This is a genomic window from Gelidibacter sp. (genome assembly GCF_039916245.1).
Lineage (GTDB): Bacteria > Bacteroidota > Bacteroidia > Flavobacteriales > Flavobacteriaceae > Gelidibacter.
Map to the genome: position 1 here is coordinate 1 of NZ_JBDSLS010000011.1, position 16,910 is coordinate 16,910.

The following is a 16,910-nucleotide window of genomic DNA, read 5'->3' on the forward strand; positions in this document are numbered from 1 at the left end:
TACCATTCCGAACAGAGAAGTTAAGCCCGTTTGCGCCGATGGTACTGCATCTCGTGGGAGAGTAGGTCGCCGCCTTTTTTGAGAGTCCCCAACATTCATTTGTTGGGGACTTTTTTTGTTTGTATGGGTTTGCCATCTGAGGTAAATGAAGGATCAAACGAGCTCTAGCTGGGCAATAACAAGGGATCAAGTCAAAAAGTTGTGGGATTTTTTAGCTTGTCCAGTTTTTGCGTCTATCAACAGCGCATTCATTTTCATCTCCGACGGTGTTTTAACTTGTCACGTTTTTTCTAATAGTAGTCGGTTTGGTCATCTGCAATATAAAAGAGTAAACGAATAAAAAGTGTGGTAATTATTTTGTTATTTTATTGGTAGTTATTTTAAATCAGTATTGTGAGAATCAAGACACTTCGACAAGCTCAGTAACCTCCGCTTAGCTGTTAGAACCAAGAATCAAGACACAAACCGCAAAACACTTAAAATCTAGATTTTATAAATTTATATTTACCAAGCAATTAGCATCCGGGTAGCATTTCTCAAAAATGAAAAATGATGACATTAACGAACAAAACGTTTAAAATCCTTTATCAGTATTATCTTTTGAAGGACGACGAAATTCTTAACCGGACATCAATAATTTTAAATATAATATCTTAGAAGGCCTATCGAGGATGAAAAGTTGAGGTGTAATTATAATTTTATTAGGGTGATTCGCAATTGCTTTATTCCTTCTCTATAGAGGCTTCTTTTAGTTTTAGCTTTTTGTTGATATAATTATTTACCATGGTTGAATCTGCTAAGATGATTTTTGGCAATTCCATTCCGGAAATCGCTCTATATTCTCTTTTAGAGTTGACCACAAGATGTTTAGGAATGACGCTTATATCGAATGAGTTTCTGGTGGCAGATATATTTGAAGATATCAGTTGAGCTCCAGTAGGTTCATTTTTCATAACATAGTTTTTCCATCTTTCGACATCTTTGTCCAATGAAATATCAATAAAAACAACATCCGGATTATCTTTGAATTGCTCTTTTAAACTGTCTAATCTTGGTTTCTCTTTCAAACAAATCGCACACCAAGTGGCCCAAAATGAAATATAGAGTGTTTTATTTTGATAGGATTCTAAATTGATCTCTTTATTGTTGATATCTCTAAAACTTTCACTAGGTAATATTTTTGCTTTTTCTTGTGTAAAATTCCATAGCGTCTTGCCGTTTATTACATCTCCATAGATATCCTTTTCAATTGTATTGCCTGATCTTAAAGTTAAGGGTTGAGAAAACAAGAAATATGTAAAAGTCAAAATCATTGCTATTAGTGGAATTGCTTTATAGGATCTTTTGAATTCTTTACGGGTGATGAGAAGACTTATTGTAGCAAATACAATGAATAAAATATTGAGAGGAAAATGGAAATATCTTAGAGGTATAAAAGCAAGAAGACCGAAGTATAAAAACGGAATAAACTTTAAAGGTGTTTTTTGATTGATTAAACCAGACAGGTAAAATCCAAGGGCGCAAATTAAAAGGCCTACCCATTTAAGAAGCGAATATTGATAAAATCGGCTAACTGAAATTCCGACTACAGCGATTGGAATGATGAGCGACACTATTCCTAAAAGTAACCTTAAAACTGTTTTTTTAGTCATCTCTGTTTCGCTTGTTGACAAGGTCTCACAGCTAGGAATAATAGCTGTTTTGAATGTCTGCCTAAATTAGCATTAATTTCCATCCAAATTAATATCCTTTCAAAATAAATATAGTTGGCTATTGTTGCCCTCATGAGTTGACTATTATGTAACGGATGGTTGGTAAAATTAGGAGTCAAAAGCATAGTGAATAAAACAGATGTGCTCATGTCAACAACTCAACTCCTTCTTTGTTAACATAAATTTACAAATTAATGTTTTATAAAATCTTAAAAATGTATTTTCGTTTTAACTAATCTATTTTAAATGACAGTGACGGACTTTAGACCCATTATAAAGGTTATTGAAGAGGCTTATGAGATTCCGCAGTTGCAGGCCACGCGCAAAATTTCGGCCTTATTGCCGCATGATTACTACGAAACCGATAAGCATTATCCCGTGCTTTATTTGCAGGATGGACAGAATTTGTTCGACCCTATGGCGCCTTTTGGAGATTGGGCCATTGATAAATCGTTGGAGAAGTTAGCGCAAGAAGGCTTTAGCGACCTTATCATCATCGCTATTGATCATGGCGATAATGAGCGTATTAATGAATATTTGCCGCATTATCATCCGCGCTATGGCGAAGGAAAAGGCAGTTTTTACATTCAATTTATTATTGAAAAATTAATTCCTTACATTAACAAGAATTACAGGACGCTTACCGATTTTGAAAACACGGGTATTGGAGGGAGCTCGCTGGGTGGGTTGATCAGCTTATATGCAGGCTTGTCAAACCCAAGGGTGTTTGGTAAAATGATGATTTTTTCGCCGAGTTTATGGATTGCAAAAACCATTTTTAACCAAACTGAATCCTATCATCCGTTGCAGAAATCAAAAATATACCTCTATTCAGGGGGAATGGAAAGCAAAGAGCATTTACCAAATGCTCAGCGATTGGAGGCTATTTTTAGGGCGAAAATGGTGGAGAATCACGATATCGACTTTCACTTTTCTGTGAATGAAATTGGCGTTCATGCCGAAATATACTGGAGACATGAGTTTCCGAAAGCCGTTAAATGGCTCTATTTTAAATAAATACTATGATTTTTACACAAGTTTCAAAAGTTAATGTACATCACGATGTTATTGTTCCTTGTCGCAAAGGCCAGTTGGAGCATCTTCAGCAATTTATCACGATTAAAGAGCCGGATTTTAATGGCGAATTTGCAACCGTTCAAATGGTATATGGTGCCGAAGGGAATCGCATTTATCTCTTAGGTCTTGGCGAAGAAAAAGATGCCGTAAAAGTGGATGAGGCTTTTCAGAAGCTAAGCTTCAATTATAAAAAATACTGGAAAAAACCAGTACAGGTCATTACCGAAGGATTTACGGATACTGAGCTTCAAAAAGTAATCATCGGGCTTGAGTTGTCGGCTTATGATATGGGCGCTTTTAAAACCAAAAAAGAGGATGTTAAGGCACTCACTTTTGAAATGGTGAGTTCAAAAGACGTCACCAGCATTCTTAAAGAAGCCAAAGCTATCGGCGAAACCATTAATCGGATTAAAACTTTGGTCGATGCCCCAGCAAATCAAAAAACACCTGAGTTTTTAGGACAATGGGCTGAGGCATCCGCTGAGCAAGGTCATTATAAATGCACCGTATTACATCAAGAGGAGTTGAAGGTTCAAGGCTTTGGTGCCGTTCTGGCGGTGGGGCAGGGCAGTGCCAATCCGCCAGTGGTCATCGTCACAGAATATATGCCTAAAAAAGGCGGTACTGTGGATATTGGCTTGGTAGGCAAGGGCATTACCTTTGATACCGGAGGTTTATCCATAAAACCGTCCACCAATTTGCACTATATGAAAAGTGATATGGGCGGGGCTGCAGTTGTTTTAGGTGTTGTCGAATTGGTAGCAAAACTAAAGCTTAACGTGAATATTGTAGGTGTGGTTGCTTCCGCAGAAAACGCTGTGGATAGGAATAGTTACCGGCCGGGCGATGTCATCCAAAGTTATTCTGGTAAAACCATTGAAATTATTGATACCGATGCTGAAGGACGCTTGGTTTTGGCTGATGGTTTGAGTTATATCATTAAAGAATTTCAGCCTAAACAGGTTATCGATTTAGCAACCTTAACAGGAAGTGTGATACAAACCTTGGGCTACTCCGCCGCTGGAATGTTTACTAACAATTCCCAAATGGCGCAAACGCTCTCAAAAATAGGTTTTGACACTAACGAACGTGTTTGGCAATTGCCATTGTTTGCAGAATATGAAAGTGATTTGCAAAGTGATATTGCCGATTTGCGCAATTATAGCGGAAAGCCTGTAGCAGGCGCGATTACCGCAGCTAAGTTTTTAGAGGCCTTTACGGATGCTCATAAGGCGTGGGTGCACTTGGATATTGCGGGAGTTTCCTTTGGCGATTCGCCGTATTCTAAAATGAAAAGTGCCAGTGGCTATGGTGTGCAATTGATCACGAATTATATCAAACAGATTCTGGATGAGTAACTGATTATTTTGTATTTTGTATCAGATTATTAATCACTTAACATAAACTTTCAGAAAAATATGGCCACAAAACGACCCCTGAATTTTCTATGCGTTACGACGTATCATAAAGGTGCTGATTTTATCAAAAGCTGTAAAGCTGAAGGTAATAATGTGTATTTATTGACCAAAAAGAAGTTGGAGCATGAGGTTTGGCCATGGGAAGCGATTGATGATGTGTTTTATGTGGAAAACTGGAACCAAAGCGACGTTACCAAAGGGGTCGCCTATAAATTTCGAACTATAAAGTTTGACCGTTTTGTGGCTTTGGACGATTTTGATGTCGAAAAAGTAGCGCTTTTACGGGAGCATTTCAGAATGCCTGGAATGGGTCGAACCACGTCTCATTATTTTAGGGACAAATTGGCCATGCGCATGAAAGCTAAGGAGGAAGGTGTTAATGTGCCTGAATTTACGGCCCTGTTTAATGATGTGGATATCAACGCTTATGCTGATCGTGTGAGTCCGCCATGGTTGTTGAAACCACGTTTGGAAGCTTCCGCAACCGGCATCAAAAAAATAAAAAACAAGGAAGAACTGTGGCAAATTGTCAATGCCCTTCAAGACGAACGCGATAATTACCTGATTGAAAAATTTGCGCCGGGCGATGTGTACCATGTGGATGGCCTAATCCTTGAGAGTAAAGTGATTTTTGCCCGAGCGAGTAAATATTTAGATACGCCGCTTGACGTTTCACATGGCGGTGGCGTATTCCGATCGGCAACCTGCGAAATGGGCACTCAAATGGAAAAGGCATTAATCAAGATGAATGCAGAGGTAATGAAAGCTTTCGGAATGCAATTTGGCGCGTCACATACCGAGTTTATTGCTTCTAAAGAAACGGGCGAATTATTCTTTTTAGAAACCTCGTCAAGAGTTGGTGGTGCCAATTTAGCAGAAATGGTCGAGTTTGCTTCCGGGATCAATCTTTGGGGCGAATGGGCACGGATTGAATCCAAGGTTTTAAGAAAAGAAACGTATAAACTACCAGAAGTCAAGCATCAATATGCGGGTATCGTCGTGTCCTTAAGTAAGTTTGAAAAACCTAATACTTCAAGTTTTAACGATCCTGAAATTGTTTGGCGCATGCATAAAAAATGGCATATAGGGATAATTGTGGTTTCGGACAGCAGTGAACGTGTTATGGAATTGTTGGATAATTACACCAAACGGATTGTTTCAGATTTCCATGCGAGCATTCCGGCCCCGAATAAGAGTTTGTGATAGAACGCGGATGACGCTGATTTGTGCAGATGTTCACAGATTTATATGTGCAAATACGTTATTTTATAAGTGCCGACATGAATAGCTCCGAGCTTTAGCTCGGAGTATGGAATTATAGAAGAACAAAGGGCTTTAGCCCAAACTGCACTCAAGATGGCAGTTTGGCTAAAGCCCTCTACTTTTCTTTTTCTAGCCCCCAGCTAAAGCTGGGTGTTATTCGAAAATCATTGCGCCTTGTTCCTTACAATGAAAAAGCAAATCAGTGCTTATCATAAGTAATCAGCGTTAACCGTCTGAACGGACGGGTAGGTCAGCGTTCCATAAAATGACGAAAGAAGTCAATAATCTTTTTAAATGCTTCTGTTTGTTAAATCTCTTGCCGAATGATGAACGGTTAAAATATCAGCACGCAATGGATTTACGATTTTATAAATGATTCTATAATTGCCTTCAATCAATTGCCTAGTATGTGCTTTGTTTATTTCAGGAACAATTTTCCCGGAATATATTTGAGAACGCAGTATTTTGGTTCGGTTTTTTATTCGTATGATTTGAAGTTTGGCGTAAGCCGTGGAGTCTATGGAAATATATTCGAATATATCCTTTAAATCAGCAATTGATTGATGTGTCCAATTTATTTGAACCATTTTTTCATTTCATTATCCAGATCAGATTCAGAAACATAATTTCCACTCTCCGATTGTTGGTAGCCTCTTTCCACTTTTTCGATTAGAATTAGCCGCTCGACAAGTTCGTCAATAGTAAATTCTTCGGGTAAATGTTCTAGCTGTTCTATGAGATTGGACTTTGTAATCATGGCTCAGGATTGATGTTGTAAGATACAAAATTAAAGACTTGCATGGATTGAAATATAAAATCAAGATTTTTAGAAGCATCTGATCAGTATATGGATAGTTCATGTCGGTTAAGCTCTTAAAAGAATGCAGATGATGCTGATTAAACTGATTTCGATGATTAGTGTTGGAAGAAAAATCAGAGCAAATCATAAACAATCCGCGTCACCCGCCTGAACGGACGGGCAGGTCTGCGTTCTGTAATCCGATTAGCATTCCATAAATCAAGGTTCGAAAAAGCCAGTGCTGCCACCAACCCAAGTTTTGTCCTTGTTGTATTTAACGCCCACCATTTCACCTTTGCTTAAGCGCATTAAATTACTGACAATTTGAGTTTTGTTGGTTTTGCCGTTATGAAGCAACATCATTCTTATTTCACATTTTGCAGGCTCATCCATGGTTTGAATAATAGGAGCATAAGCCACTTTCTCTTGCAATAAATAATTGGATTTGTCCTCAACGGCATCAATCATCGCTCGGTCCACGTGAATTTGAACGCCCGCACCAGCAAAAGAATACAAAGGTTTTAGGACATAATTCTCTAAATCGGTTGGAATGGCTTCAAGCTGGTCTAAATAATATGATTTTGGAACATAATCGCCCTTTAATAAAGGCATCGTAAACTTACTGATTCTGAAAAACCAATTAGGATGTCCGATCCATTCAATATCCACTTCATCCTTAAAATCGTATTCCCGTTTTAAGTCGGCGCGTTGGTCCAATTCATCAAAAATAATACGGTTGTAAATTTTTAAGACTTGAATTTCCACTTCGTTTTCGTCTAAGTAAAACAACTGTTTTCCTTTTTTGATCAATTTAGAAATGCATAGTACTTTAATACCCAATAAACTTTCTGTCGCAAAAAAATCAATCGCCGTGGCTTGTTTTTCAGGCTCGATTTCTAAAAGAATCACTTGTTTCGGATTGGTGCCGCCTACAATTTCGGCGCGCAAGAGTTCAATATACTCAGTTGAGGTTAATCCGTTGAGATGTTGTGAAAAATCTTCTGGAATGCCGTCATAATGTTTACGGTACATATGTCCCAAAAGTTCCTGAAAAAAATACAGCGACGGAAAGCCTTGCAGTTCTATTAATTTGGGAGTTAATTCGCCATGTTCATCCAAACACACGCCAAAATCCAATTGTATAAACTTAGAAAGGTTATCCTCATTGGGCACTCGCATATTGTCTTTAATAAAAGCCCCCTCTGTAAGTTCTTTAAAATTGGGTTGATTAATCACTTTCATGATATCCTCACAAGCTTCAACCAACTTTTGTTTTAAAGCATTCGGGATAAATACAGGAGTTTCAGATATTTTGAAATTGGGGGTATAATTAAATTGTTGGTTGACATCGGCCAACATGTCCTGATACTTTTCTTCAGTAAATTGCGCGTTAAACGCGTTGCGTAAGGAGGCAATCATAGGCTGTTATGAGATTAGTTCTGGTGACAATTGTTTCATCGCGCTGCGAATAAAATTTGGAAGTATGATTTTGTGAGTTCTGATAATTTTGTCAGGATCATCCATTTTATCCATCATGTCGTCATATTTTTCTTCTCCAAAATTGGCAATGACCTTATGCTTATTGGCATCTGCCAAAAAATGTGCTTTCATTCCAATGGGATCTGCTTCAGGGTGAAATTGCGTTCCTACAAATTCATCAGAAAAACGAACTGCCATAATGGCACGTTCGTAATCCACATGGTTGCGTACTTTTTCTAAGCTTAAAATGGAGGCACCCTGACCTTTAAAAACTTTTAATCGTGGTTGCACCAATTGCCAATCTCTGGAATCGACGGCATAAAAAGGATCGTCAAGCCCTGCTAATAAAGGGTCTTTTAAGCCTTCTTTGGTTTTGTGGATGGGTAAAACCCCGAAGCTAGTGCTGCGCCTTGGTTCCATTACGCCGAGTTTGAAATAATCGCAGACCACCTGAAAGGAATAGCAAATAAAGAACATGTATTTCTTTTGGTGCGGAGATGTTTTGTTAAAATCCCAAAGTTCCTGTACTAAATTGAGGTATGGAATACGCCAAGGGCCATCTTCCAACGGACTGTCAGGGCCACCACTTGAAATGTAGATATCATAAGATGTATCCGGCAATTCAAGAGCGCCTCTCACATTAAATATTTTAAAATCAACTTCATCTTCAAAGCCATTCACGAGGTCCGCAATACAACGCAGCCCTTGGTTGGCCTGGTTGTTGTTCATGTCGAGAATGGCTACTTTAAATTTTTCTTTTGACATTTGAGTTTGTCTAGGTTCCTAAAATGGTCTGTTCAGTAATATAGTCGACCACCTTAATCAAATCCTTGGTTTCTTCATATTTGGCGAGCTGTCGGTCGGCTCCTGTGCCATTTTTTAGCATGGTTTTGATGTGCTCTATTTCGTTTCTGGAGCCGAGTTCGTCCACAACATCTTCCACAAAATCAAGTAATTCGATCATTAAATCTTTGGTGGGTACTTCACATTCCTTGCCAAAGTCGATCATTCTGCCATCTATTCCGTATCTGCTCGCACGCCATTTATTTTCATTAATCAAAGCACGATGGTAGAGCATAAAATTAAGGTTCTGTGACTTTAGTTTGTAAAGCTTAGCGACCAAAGCTTGGATTAAGGCTGTGATGCTCAGGGTTTCCTCGATGGTCATTGGAACGTCACAGATACGCACTTCCAAGGTTGGGAAAAACGGATGGATGCGGATGTCCCACCATATTTTCTTTGGGTTGTCGATACACTTTGTTTTGATCAGGATGTCAATATAGTGCTCATATTCTGCCACGGTTTGAAAAATTCCAGGAATCCCTGTTCTTGGAAATTTGTCAAATACTTTAGATCGAAACGATTTGAAGCCCGTATTTCGCCCTTCCCAAAAAGGCGAATTTGTAGATAAAGCATATATATGTGGTAAAAAATAACGCATGGCATTGGTTAAATGCAAAGCCAATTGTTTGTCGGCAATGCCCACATGCACGTGCAATCCGAAAATTAAATTGGAACGCGCAGTGTCCTGTAACTCATTGACGATTTCATCGTAACGCGGATTTGGAGTGATTAACTGCGTTTCCCATTTGGTAAAAGGATGTGTACCCGCAGCGCCAATTTTATGACCTAGTTCCTTGGCGATTTCTGAGACGGACCTTCTTAAATGGGTAAGTTCTCTTCTCGCTTCGGTAATATCCTGACATATATTGGTGCCCACTTCTACAACGGCCTGGTGCATTTCTGCCTTGACTTGCTCATTTAAAAGTTTGGCAGCCTCGGTAACAATTAATTGATCGTGTGATACCAGTTCCCGCGTTATTGGGCAGATGACCTGATATTCTTCTTCAATACCTATTGTGAATTTCATAAAATCGGGTTGGTTATTTGAAAACCTTTCCGTCCCGAAAATTCGCGAACGCAAGGCTTATTAATTTCTATTTATAAACTGTCTTTTTGCCAGTGATTTGATCCTTGACAAATGTTCCCCAAGTAAGGTTCATTTTATCCTTTTTGAATTGTTTTGCTTTCTCAATGGCCATGTGGGCAGCATTTTCGACAATCCATTCAAAGTTTTCCTGACCTACAGAATTGAGGTCGGCATCTGGAGCAGGATTACAGAAATCAATCGCATAGGGGATGCCATCACGAACGGCAAACTCTACGGTATTAAAGTCGTAGCCCAGGGCCTTATTTAAACGGATGCAGTATTTTTTGACTAAGTCCAAGATTTCTTGTTTTACTGGCGGGCCATCAATGACATAGCGTAAATGGTGTGGATTACGTGGTTCATACTGCATAATGTGGACATTATCCGTATTCAATATATAGCATCGGAAGTATTCTGTAAAATTGATTTCTTCTTGCAGCATCATGACCAAGTTTTCTGTTTCGGCATGTTTTTTCCATAAATCTTGCGGATTTTCGACACGATAAACACTTTTCCAGCCGCCGCCATCATGGGGTTTCATATAGGCGGGAAAACCAATGGTATCAAACATATGTTCCCAAGCAAATGGGAATTTCATATTGCGGAACGAGTTTTCAGTCGTGTCTGGAGGTCGATGTGAAGTTGGTAAAATAAAGGTTTTTGGTACTGGAACGCCTACTTTTTCTGCCAAGGCGTTATTGAAGAATTTTTCATCAGCACTCCACCAGAAGGGATTGTTGATCACGGCAGTTCCTGAAATTGCTGCATTTTTCAAGTAGGCGCGATAGAAGGGAACATCTTGAGAAATCCGGTCGATGATAACCGCATAATCTGTAGGTTTAGCCTGTTCAACCATATCTATGGAAACCGCTTCAGCCATGATGCCTTTTACCTTTTTTTCATTGACGCGGTCAATAAATGCTTGAGGGAACGTGTTTTCTTGCCCGAATAAAATGCCTATTTTTTTCATAAATCTGAATTTTGTCATTTCCTCAAAGGAGGGAATCTATATAATAGTTGTTTTTGTTGTTTCTACTGGTTTATTAAAGTTTTGATAGGTATTCCGGAAACATCTGACGCCATAATGGCCAATCGTGTTTTGCCCATTTACGAACGTCATACCAAAATGGAATGTTTTTGGCATTCAATATTTTTGCCATCTTATCATTCGCTTCCAAACAAATATCCCAATCGCCAACGCCCAAAATGATTTTCATTTTCCATAAATCAGGATGGATGCTGCCCGGAAGGTAATCCATGGGATTATTGAAGAACACGTTGTCATCATAATAGCCGTCAACAAAGGATTTGATATCAAAGGCTCCGCTCATGCTAAACATATGGCTGACTTTCTCTGGATGTTTAAAAGCGAAATTTGAGGCTTGGTAACCTCCAAAACTCGGTCCTGCAACGGCAACTTTTGGTAAACCTTTATCTTTGCAAATGGGATTGACCACTTCATTTAATATAAATTGATCATACCATTCATGGTTTTTGGCGCGTTGTGAGGGATGAATTTGTTTGTTGTACCAGCTCAGCTCATTAATGCCATCTGGACAGTAGATTTGTACTTTTCCTTCTTCAACAAACCACCTCACGGATTCCACTAGCTTCATGTCTTTGCATTCATTGTGCTTGCCCATGGTTGTGGGGAAAAGAATGACCGGATAACCCGAATGCCCAAAAACAAGCATTTCGATGTCTTTGCTAAGGGTGGGTGAATACCACTTATGGTGTTGCTCTTTCAATAGCGTGTTTTTAAATATGTTAGATCTAAACTCTACGCTGCAAACAGAATGCTTTTTTAGTGCAGAAGTTGAGTTTGTTTAGGAATTGGATACAACAATATACTTTTTTAAATTATAAATGCAGTACTCTGTACTGATATTCTTAAATTTTTGAGAAAGATTCAGGTAATGTGCACAAATGTTATTTTTAATTGCTATTTATTGTTAATAAAATTAGATTAATTTCATATTGAATACTTCTTTCAGTCTGAATGTTTTTTCTTTCATGTGTGAATCTTAGGCATGGATGTCGATTTTGAGGATAGTTTTACAATTCATCCGTCTCATTTAACAATTGGGTCATACAATTTTTAGAATTTTTCTGAGGAAATGGATATTTGTCTGATAATAGTATTGCACCTATAATTATTCATTAACCCTTAAATAACAATCTTATGAAACACTTAATTATCGTTACCGTTTTATTTATGACTGGAATAATGTCGGCACAAAGTAATTATGACAAAGGCATGCAGAAAGCCTTTGATCTTTGGCAAGACAATAAATGGACGGAAGCCGAACAGCTTTTTGAACGTATCGCGGCGGCTGAACCTAAGGAATGGTTACCCAACTACTATATCGCGCAACTCAACAGTTTAAAAACTTGGGAAGAGAAGGATGCGGATAAAGTAAAAACCCAATTAGAAAAAGCACAAAATTATCTCAACGATGCGATGGTGATTGAAAAGGACAATGCAGATATTTTGGTCATGCAAGCACAGATATTGACCAATTGGGTGGCTTTTGATGGGATGACTTATGGCATGAAATATTCGGCTAAAATATCGGATCTATATAATAAAGCTTATGCCTTGGCACCCAATAATCCAATGGTGGTGCTCGGCAGGGCAGAATGGAATATGGGAAGCGCTCGTTATTTTGGTCAGGATACCAAACCGTATTGCAAAGATGTGGAAAAAGCCATTGAACTATTTGCTAACTTTAAACCCGAAACACCATTTTATCCTCACTGGGGGATTGAGCACGCCACATCAATATTGAAATCCTGTAACGAGTAATCCAATTTATACAAATCCTAAGATGAACAAATCCATGAAAACCTTATACCTCACCTTCTTAATTGGCTGTGGCGTATATGTAATTGCCAACCTTCTTTCAGATGGATTTAATTATGATTCACTTAATGAGTTTTTTATTGAATTTGGATTTTATCAGCTCTATGCTTTTCTGCTGGGGTATTCGAATTTCTATTATTTCGATTGTCTAGAAAAACGCACTTGGAAAAAGGAGGAAGGCATCAAACGGATTGTTATTGGTATTGCTGGCTCCGTAGTGATCACCATGGCTGGGTTGTTTGTTTTGCATGGAATACAACGTATCCTCTATGCTGGTGTGCCCTGGCTTGAGTTCCTGAAAAACCAAAGATGGGACCAATATAGTTTTGGTCTGTGGATTACTTTGACCATCGTCATTATCTATCATTTCGTTTATTTTTATAATAAGTACCAACAGAATAAAATTAAGGAACAAAAAGTCATTGCAACGACCGCCAGCGCACAATTTGAGAGTTTAAAAAATCAGATCGATCCTCACTTTTTGTTCAACAGTTTAAATGTCTTGACGTCTTTAATAGAAGAGAATCCGGAGAATGCCCAACGTTTTACAGTATCGTTATCAAAAATATATCGCTATGTTTTAGAGCAAAAAGATAAGGAGTTGGTTACGGTAACCGAGGAGTTGGAGTTTGCCAAAACCTATATGAATTTATTGAAAATGCGCTTTGAAAACAGTATCAATTTTGAAATCCCTGAGTATTTTATGGATCCAGAGGCCAAGGTCGTGCCTTTGTCCTTGCAATTGCTTTTGGAAAATACCATCAAGCACAATATTGCAAGCGAATCAAAACCTTTACATATCAAAATTTCAGTGGAGGGTAACTATTTGGTAGTACAAAATAATTTACAGAAAAAGGAAGTCCTTCAAACTAGAAAGGGCGTGGGACTTCAAAATATCGTCAACAGATATGGGATTTTGACCAAACGGAAGGTTTTGATCGAAGAATTTGAAAACTTCTTTAAAGTAAAAATCCCCATCTTGACCAAACAAATTTCAATCATGGAAACAACACATCAATATAGTGAACAAGACGCCTATAATCGCGCTCAAAAAAGAGTCGAAGACCTCAAGGCTTTCTTTAGAAGTTTAGTGTCTTATTGTATTATCATCCCATTTTTAATATTCATTAATTATAAAACTTCTTGGCACTATCAATGGTTTTGGTTCCCAATGTTGGCTTGGGGGATGGGACTTGTCATTCAGGCCTTTAGCGTATTTGGCTACGGAAAGGATTGGGAGGAACGAAAAATTAAGGAAATTTTAGATAAAGAACGACACACTAAAACATGGAATTAATGGAATCGAATTATTTTGAACAGGAACGTTACGAAAGAGCTAAGAAACGCGTTAAGAGAATTAGAGGATTTTACATCCATCTCTTGGTTTATATAGTGGTTAATTTAATGGTCGTTGTTGTAAATATCCAACAGATGGGACCCGATGAAAACTATTTTCAATGGCGGAATTTCTTTACCCTTTTTTTCTGGGGCATTGGACTTTTCGCTCATGGACTATCGGTGTTTTTACCTTATGCCATCCTTGGAAAAGATTGGGAAGAAAGAAAGATCAGGGAATTGATGGAAAAAGAACGGAAGAATAAATGGGAATAATGCCAACGCGTATTCCTTCTAAAATAAAACAAACCAAATGAACGTAATCATCATAGAAGACGAAAAGCCCTCTGCGCGCCGTTTGCAGCGCATGCTGTCGAACTTGGAAATTGAGGCCGAAACCATGTTGCATTCGGTGGAAGAATCCATAGCTTGGTTTTCAGAAAACACACATCCCGATTTGATATTTTTAGATATTCAGTTGAGCGATGGATTATCTTTTGAAATCTTTGAAGCTTTGGAGATTAATTCGGCTGTTATTTTTACGACCGCTTATGATGAATACGCATTGCAAGCTTTCAAACTCAACAGTATTGATTACTTATTGAAACCCATTGACGACGATGATTTAGCAAAGGCCGTTGCAAAATATAAATCTCGAATACCAACGCAAAAACCAGCGCTTATTGACTTTGATCAGATCAGAAGCATGTTGGTCAATCCGTTGGACAGGAATTACAAAAAACGATTTTCGGTTAAGGTGGGACAACATCTAAAGTTGGTTGCTATTGAAGATATTGAATGTTTTTATAGCGAAAACAAAGGCACTTATCTTTATACTTCTGATGGCCGTAGCTATTTATTAGATGTCACTTTGGAACAGTTGGAGCCCGATTTAGAACCCAATAAGTTTTTTCGAATAAGCAGAAAGTTTTATGTGAATATCGATGCTATTAAGGATATGATTAGTTATACCAATTCGCGTCTTCAAATTAAACTGAACACTTATAAGGAACAGGATGTTATTGTCGCAAGGGAACGCGTTAAAGAGTTTAAGGATTGGCTGGAATAGTTAATCGTCAATTCGGTTGTCATCAAATGCCGATGGCAACAACTTGGGAATAAACTTAATAAATAACGGCAATAAGATGGCACCTCCAGGCAACATAAAGATGGCCAAACTTGGGATGGATTTGAAAATATCCAACAGTTGCTCCTGAATTTTTTTATGTTCTTGGTCCGTCAGTTCGCGTTGGGTGGATTTTGTCAAAAGGACCATCAATTCTTTACTTTCCCTGAGTTCCTTTACCAAGCGCTTGCTGTTTCTTCGGATCAGTGTGATGACCATCTTGCTGGAATTGTCATAAAAGCTTTGCACAAAATTCTTGGAACCTAGCGTGGCAATACGGTTATTGTTTGAAGAATAAAAAGTGTCAATGTCTGAAATGGATTGGGTCAAAACTGTTCTATCCACATTTAAATGACTGCAAAACTGAGTCAAGAACTTATTTTCACTTTGGTCAAACTTACTATCGGTCCAGGAAGCCATGCTCGCAATATCAATGGTGTACTGTTTTTCTAAATCGGTTTCAAGGGCAGTAATCGCATCGCCATAATCCATAGGCTCATTGTTATGGTAGCGTCTGGAGTCTTTAAATAACTTCGCTAAGCTATCATCATACTTGCTTTTTTGAAGTTTGGATTCGAAAACCTCAATGACTATGGTTTCTATGGCGGTTTCAAATCTCAACAAATGCTGATCTGAAACACTATTGGTCTTTAAGAATTTCTCATAAGCAATGACGTCAACAAATAAAAGTGCATTGGTAATAAAATAATTAAAGTTTTTGGTAAAGATATTATCGTCAATATGAATGCGCTTTTCGATAAGGTCTTCCAAAAGCGCTGCTGATTTCTTTTTCCCTAAAATAGCGTCAAAAATAGAGGCTTTGCTAACGGTTATGGCACTATAAAAGCTGATGACGGTATCAATGAATTTTTCTTCGGATGGATTATTTTTATAAAAATAGTAGAAGGTCAAAATTAAATTTGCCTTGCACAATTCTTCGTCGGTAAGGTCGTTTTTTGGAAGGGCATTGCTCACAATTCCGACATTGCTGCCATAAATGAAGCCACAATGTTTGAGATCTTGATAAAAGGTTTCAATAGGTTTATTGAAAAATGTTTCATCAACCGAAACTTCTTTTAATAATTTTTTTATCCAGCCAGAAGCAGAGGGATTCATAGTCATCAATCATTTAGGCTGTAAAGATACCTAATTTATGGTCCTGTAGCGGATGTTTTTTTGGGTTCTATTGGTTGGTTTCTTTATATAAATGTTATCCCATTTAGAGATCGTAGAAAAGCCATTTTTGTGAACCAAACAAAAATAAATTTGATGCTGTTTACCTTGAAAATATTTTATCGGGAGCTATTAACTTCAAAAATGCTTTGCAAATACATGTGTTTGTTTTATTTCAGCCACATCATTTCTTAAAAAGAAATAAAGTATGGTTCATGAAAACCATAATATGAGTCCGATGATTTTGCTTTTATTCAAAGATCTGATTTGTAATGGATTCTCCAAACGTCAATAAATTATTATCAGGATCTAATATTGAAAATTCTTTTTGTCCCCACGGTTTTATTTCTAAAGGACCATTTGGATGGATTTTTATATTTTTCTTTAAGAAGGATTGGTAAAGTATTTCAATGGCATCGGTTCTGATATAAATTTGACCGTAATTTTCATTAATGTCGAGGTTTTTAAACTCGAAAAAATGAATTTGCACCTTATCTTTATATAGCATCAAATAGCCGTCATATTCGGCGTTTCCATAGCTTTTAAATCCCAATTTAAGATAGAAGGCCTTGGTTACGCTTTTATTTCGCATGGGGAGTTTTGGGTGGATTTCTGTGAGCATGTGGTATTAATTATTAAGATAATTAACGACATCCATAAATCAATAAGTATTTAAGCGAGCCAAACCAGCTTAAAACCAGTTTGTTTATGAGAGATTTGATAGGGCATTAATTG

General features: G+C 37.8%; 17 protein-coding genes. 7 read left to right on the plus strand and 10 right to left on the minus strand.

All coding sequences use genetic code 11. The features are described from left to right. Nucleotides 1–722: 722 nt before the first annotated feature. A complete protein-coding gene (locus tag ABIQ28_RS00905; RefSeq protein ID WP_348034868.1) occupies nt 723–1,307 on the minus strand; it encodes a TlpA disulfide reductase family protein in 585 nt (194 codons plus the stop codon). Nucleotides 1,308–1,958: 651 nt separating this feature from the next. Here ABIQ28_RS00905 and ABIQ28_RS00910 point away from each other — a divergent pair. Genes ABIQ28_RS00910 through ABIQ28_RS00920 form a run of 3 tightly spaced genes read left to right on the plus strand, consistent with a single transcriptional unit; the run spans nt 1,959 to nt 5,410 of the window. Next, complete coding sequence (locus tag ABIQ28_RS00910; RefSeq protein ID WP_348034869.1) at nt 1,959–2,729, plus strand: alpha/beta hydrolase-fold protein; 771 nt, start codon at nt 1,959–1,961, stop codon at nt 2,727–2,729. Between the two features lie 5 nt (nt 2,730–2,734). Further along, nucleotides 2,735–4,147 carry a leucyl aminopeptidase family protein gene (locus ABIQ28_RS00915; RefSeq protein ID WP_348034870.1) on the plus strand — a complete coding sequence of 471 codons (1,413 nt, stop codon included), beginning with the start codon at nt 2,735–2,737 and terminating at the stop codon, nt 4,145–4,147. A gap of 60 nt (nt 4,148–4,207) precedes the next feature. Continuing rightward, nucleotides 4,208–5,410 (plus strand): ATP-grasp domain-containing protein, encoded by a 1,203-nt coding sequence (locus ABIQ28_RS00920; RefSeq protein ID WP_348034871.1) that lies wholly within the window; start codon nt 4,208–4,210, stop codon nt 5,408–5,410. Nucleotides 5,411–5,760: 350 nt separating this feature from the next. Here the strand turns inward: ABIQ28_RS00920 and ABIQ28_RS00925 are convergent, their stop codons facing one another. From ABIQ28_RS00925 to ABIQ28_RS00955, 7 genes are all read right to left on the minus strand, one after another. Then, nucleotides 5,761–6,057 (minus strand): type II toxin-antitoxin system RelE/ParE family toxin, encoded by a 297-nt coding sequence (locus ABIQ28_RS00925; protein WP_348034872.1) that lies wholly within the window; start codon nt 6,055–6,057, stop codon nt 5,761–5,763. Further along, nucleotides 6,045–6,227, minus strand: a complete 183-nt coding sequence (locus ABIQ28_RS00930; protein WP_348034873.1) for a hypothetical protein — start codon at nt 6,225–6,227, stop codon at nt 6,045–6,047. Before ABIQ28_RS00930 ends, ABIQ28_RS00925 begins: the two co-directional genes overlap by 13 nt. Nucleotides 6,228–6,488: 261 nt before the next feature. Then, nucleotides 6,489–7,688 carry a hypothetical protein gene (locus tag ABIQ28_RS00935; protein ID WP_348034874.1) on the minus strand — a complete coding sequence of 400 codons (1,200 nt, stop codon included), beginning with the start codon at nt 7,686–7,688 and terminating at the stop codon, nt 6,489–6,491. Between the two features lie 6 nt (nt 7,689–7,694). Further along, nucleotides 7,695–8,513: a GMP synthase gene (locus ABIQ28_RS00940; protein ID WP_348034875.1), complete on the minus strand. Its 819-nt coding sequence runs from the start codon at nt 8,511–8,513 to the stop codon at nt 7,695–7,697. A 10-nt stretch (nt 8,514–8,523) separates the two neighbouring features. Further along, nucleotides 8,524–9,618, minus strand: coding sequence for a carboxylate-amine ligase (locus tag ABIQ28_RS00945; protein ID WP_348034876.1), 1,095 nt, complete (start codon nt 9,616–9,618; stop codon nt 8,524–8,526). 67 nt (nt 9,619–9,685) lie between these two features. Further along, nucleotides 9,686–10,648, minus strand: a complete 963-nt coding sequence (locus tag ABIQ28_RS00950) for a hypothetical protein (RefSeq protein WP_348034877.1) — start codon at nt 10,646–10,648, stop codon at nt 9,686–9,688. A gap of 73 nt (nt 10,649–10,721) precedes the next feature. Further along, nucleotides 10,722–11,426 carry an alpha/beta fold hydrolase gene (locus tag ABIQ28_RS00955; RefSeq protein WP_348034878.1) on the minus strand — a complete coding sequence of 235 codons (705 nt, stop codon included), beginning with the start codon at nt 11,424–11,426 and terminating at the stop codon, nt 10,722–10,724. A gap of 434 nt (nt 11,427–11,860) precedes the next feature. On the opposite strand from ABIQ28_RS00955, the gene ABIQ28_RS00960 reads away from it, so the two are divergent. The 4 genes from ABIQ28_RS00960 to ABIQ28_RS00975 are packed head-to-tail and all read left to right on the plus strand — an operon-like array spanning nt 11,861 to nt 14,945. After that, nucleotides 11,861–12,484 (plus strand): hypothetical protein, encoded by a 624-nt coding sequence (locus ABIQ28_RS00960; RefSeq protein ID WP_348034879.1) that lies wholly within the window; start codon nt 11,861–11,863, stop codon nt 12,482–12,484. A 34-nt stretch (nt 12,485–12,518) separates the two neighbouring features. Further along, nucleotides 12,519–13,838: a histidine kinase gene (locus ABIQ28_RS00965; RefSeq protein WP_348034880.1), complete on the plus strand. Its 1,320-nt coding sequence runs from the start codon at nt 12,519–12,521 to the stop codon at nt 13,836–13,838. Beyond that, a complete protein-coding gene (locus ABIQ28_RS00970; RefSeq protein ID WP_348034881.1) occupies nt 13,829–14,152 on the plus strand; it encodes a 2TM domain-containing protein in 324 nt (107 codons plus the stop codon). Before ABIQ28_RS00965 ends, ABIQ28_RS00970 begins: the two co-directional genes overlap by 10 nt. Nucleotides 14,153–14,189: 37 nt before the next feature. Continuing rightward, on the plus strand, nt 14,190–14,945 hold the full coding sequence (locus ABIQ28_RS00975; protein ID WP_348034882.1) for a LytTR family DNA-binding domain-containing protein: 756 nt from the start codon (nt 14,190–14,192) through the stop codon (nt 14,943–14,945). Here ABIQ28_RS00975 and ABIQ28_RS00980 read toward each other — a convergent pair whose 3' ends face one another. Further along, a complete protein-coding gene (locus tag ABIQ28_RS00980; RefSeq protein WP_348034883.1) occupies nt 14,946–16,118 on the minus strand; it encodes an LETM1-related biofilm-associated protein in 1,173 nt (390 codons plus the stop codon). It lies immediately after the preceding gene. Between the two features lie 307 nt (nt 16,119–16,425). Beyond that, nucleotides 16,426–16,797 carry a VOC family protein gene (locus ABIQ28_RS00985; RefSeq protein WP_348034884.1) on the minus strand — a complete coding sequence of 124 codons (372 nt, stop codon included), beginning with the start codon at nt 16,795–16,797 and terminating at the stop codon, nt 16,426–16,428. Between the last annotated feature and the right edge of the window lie 113 nt (nt 16,798–16,910).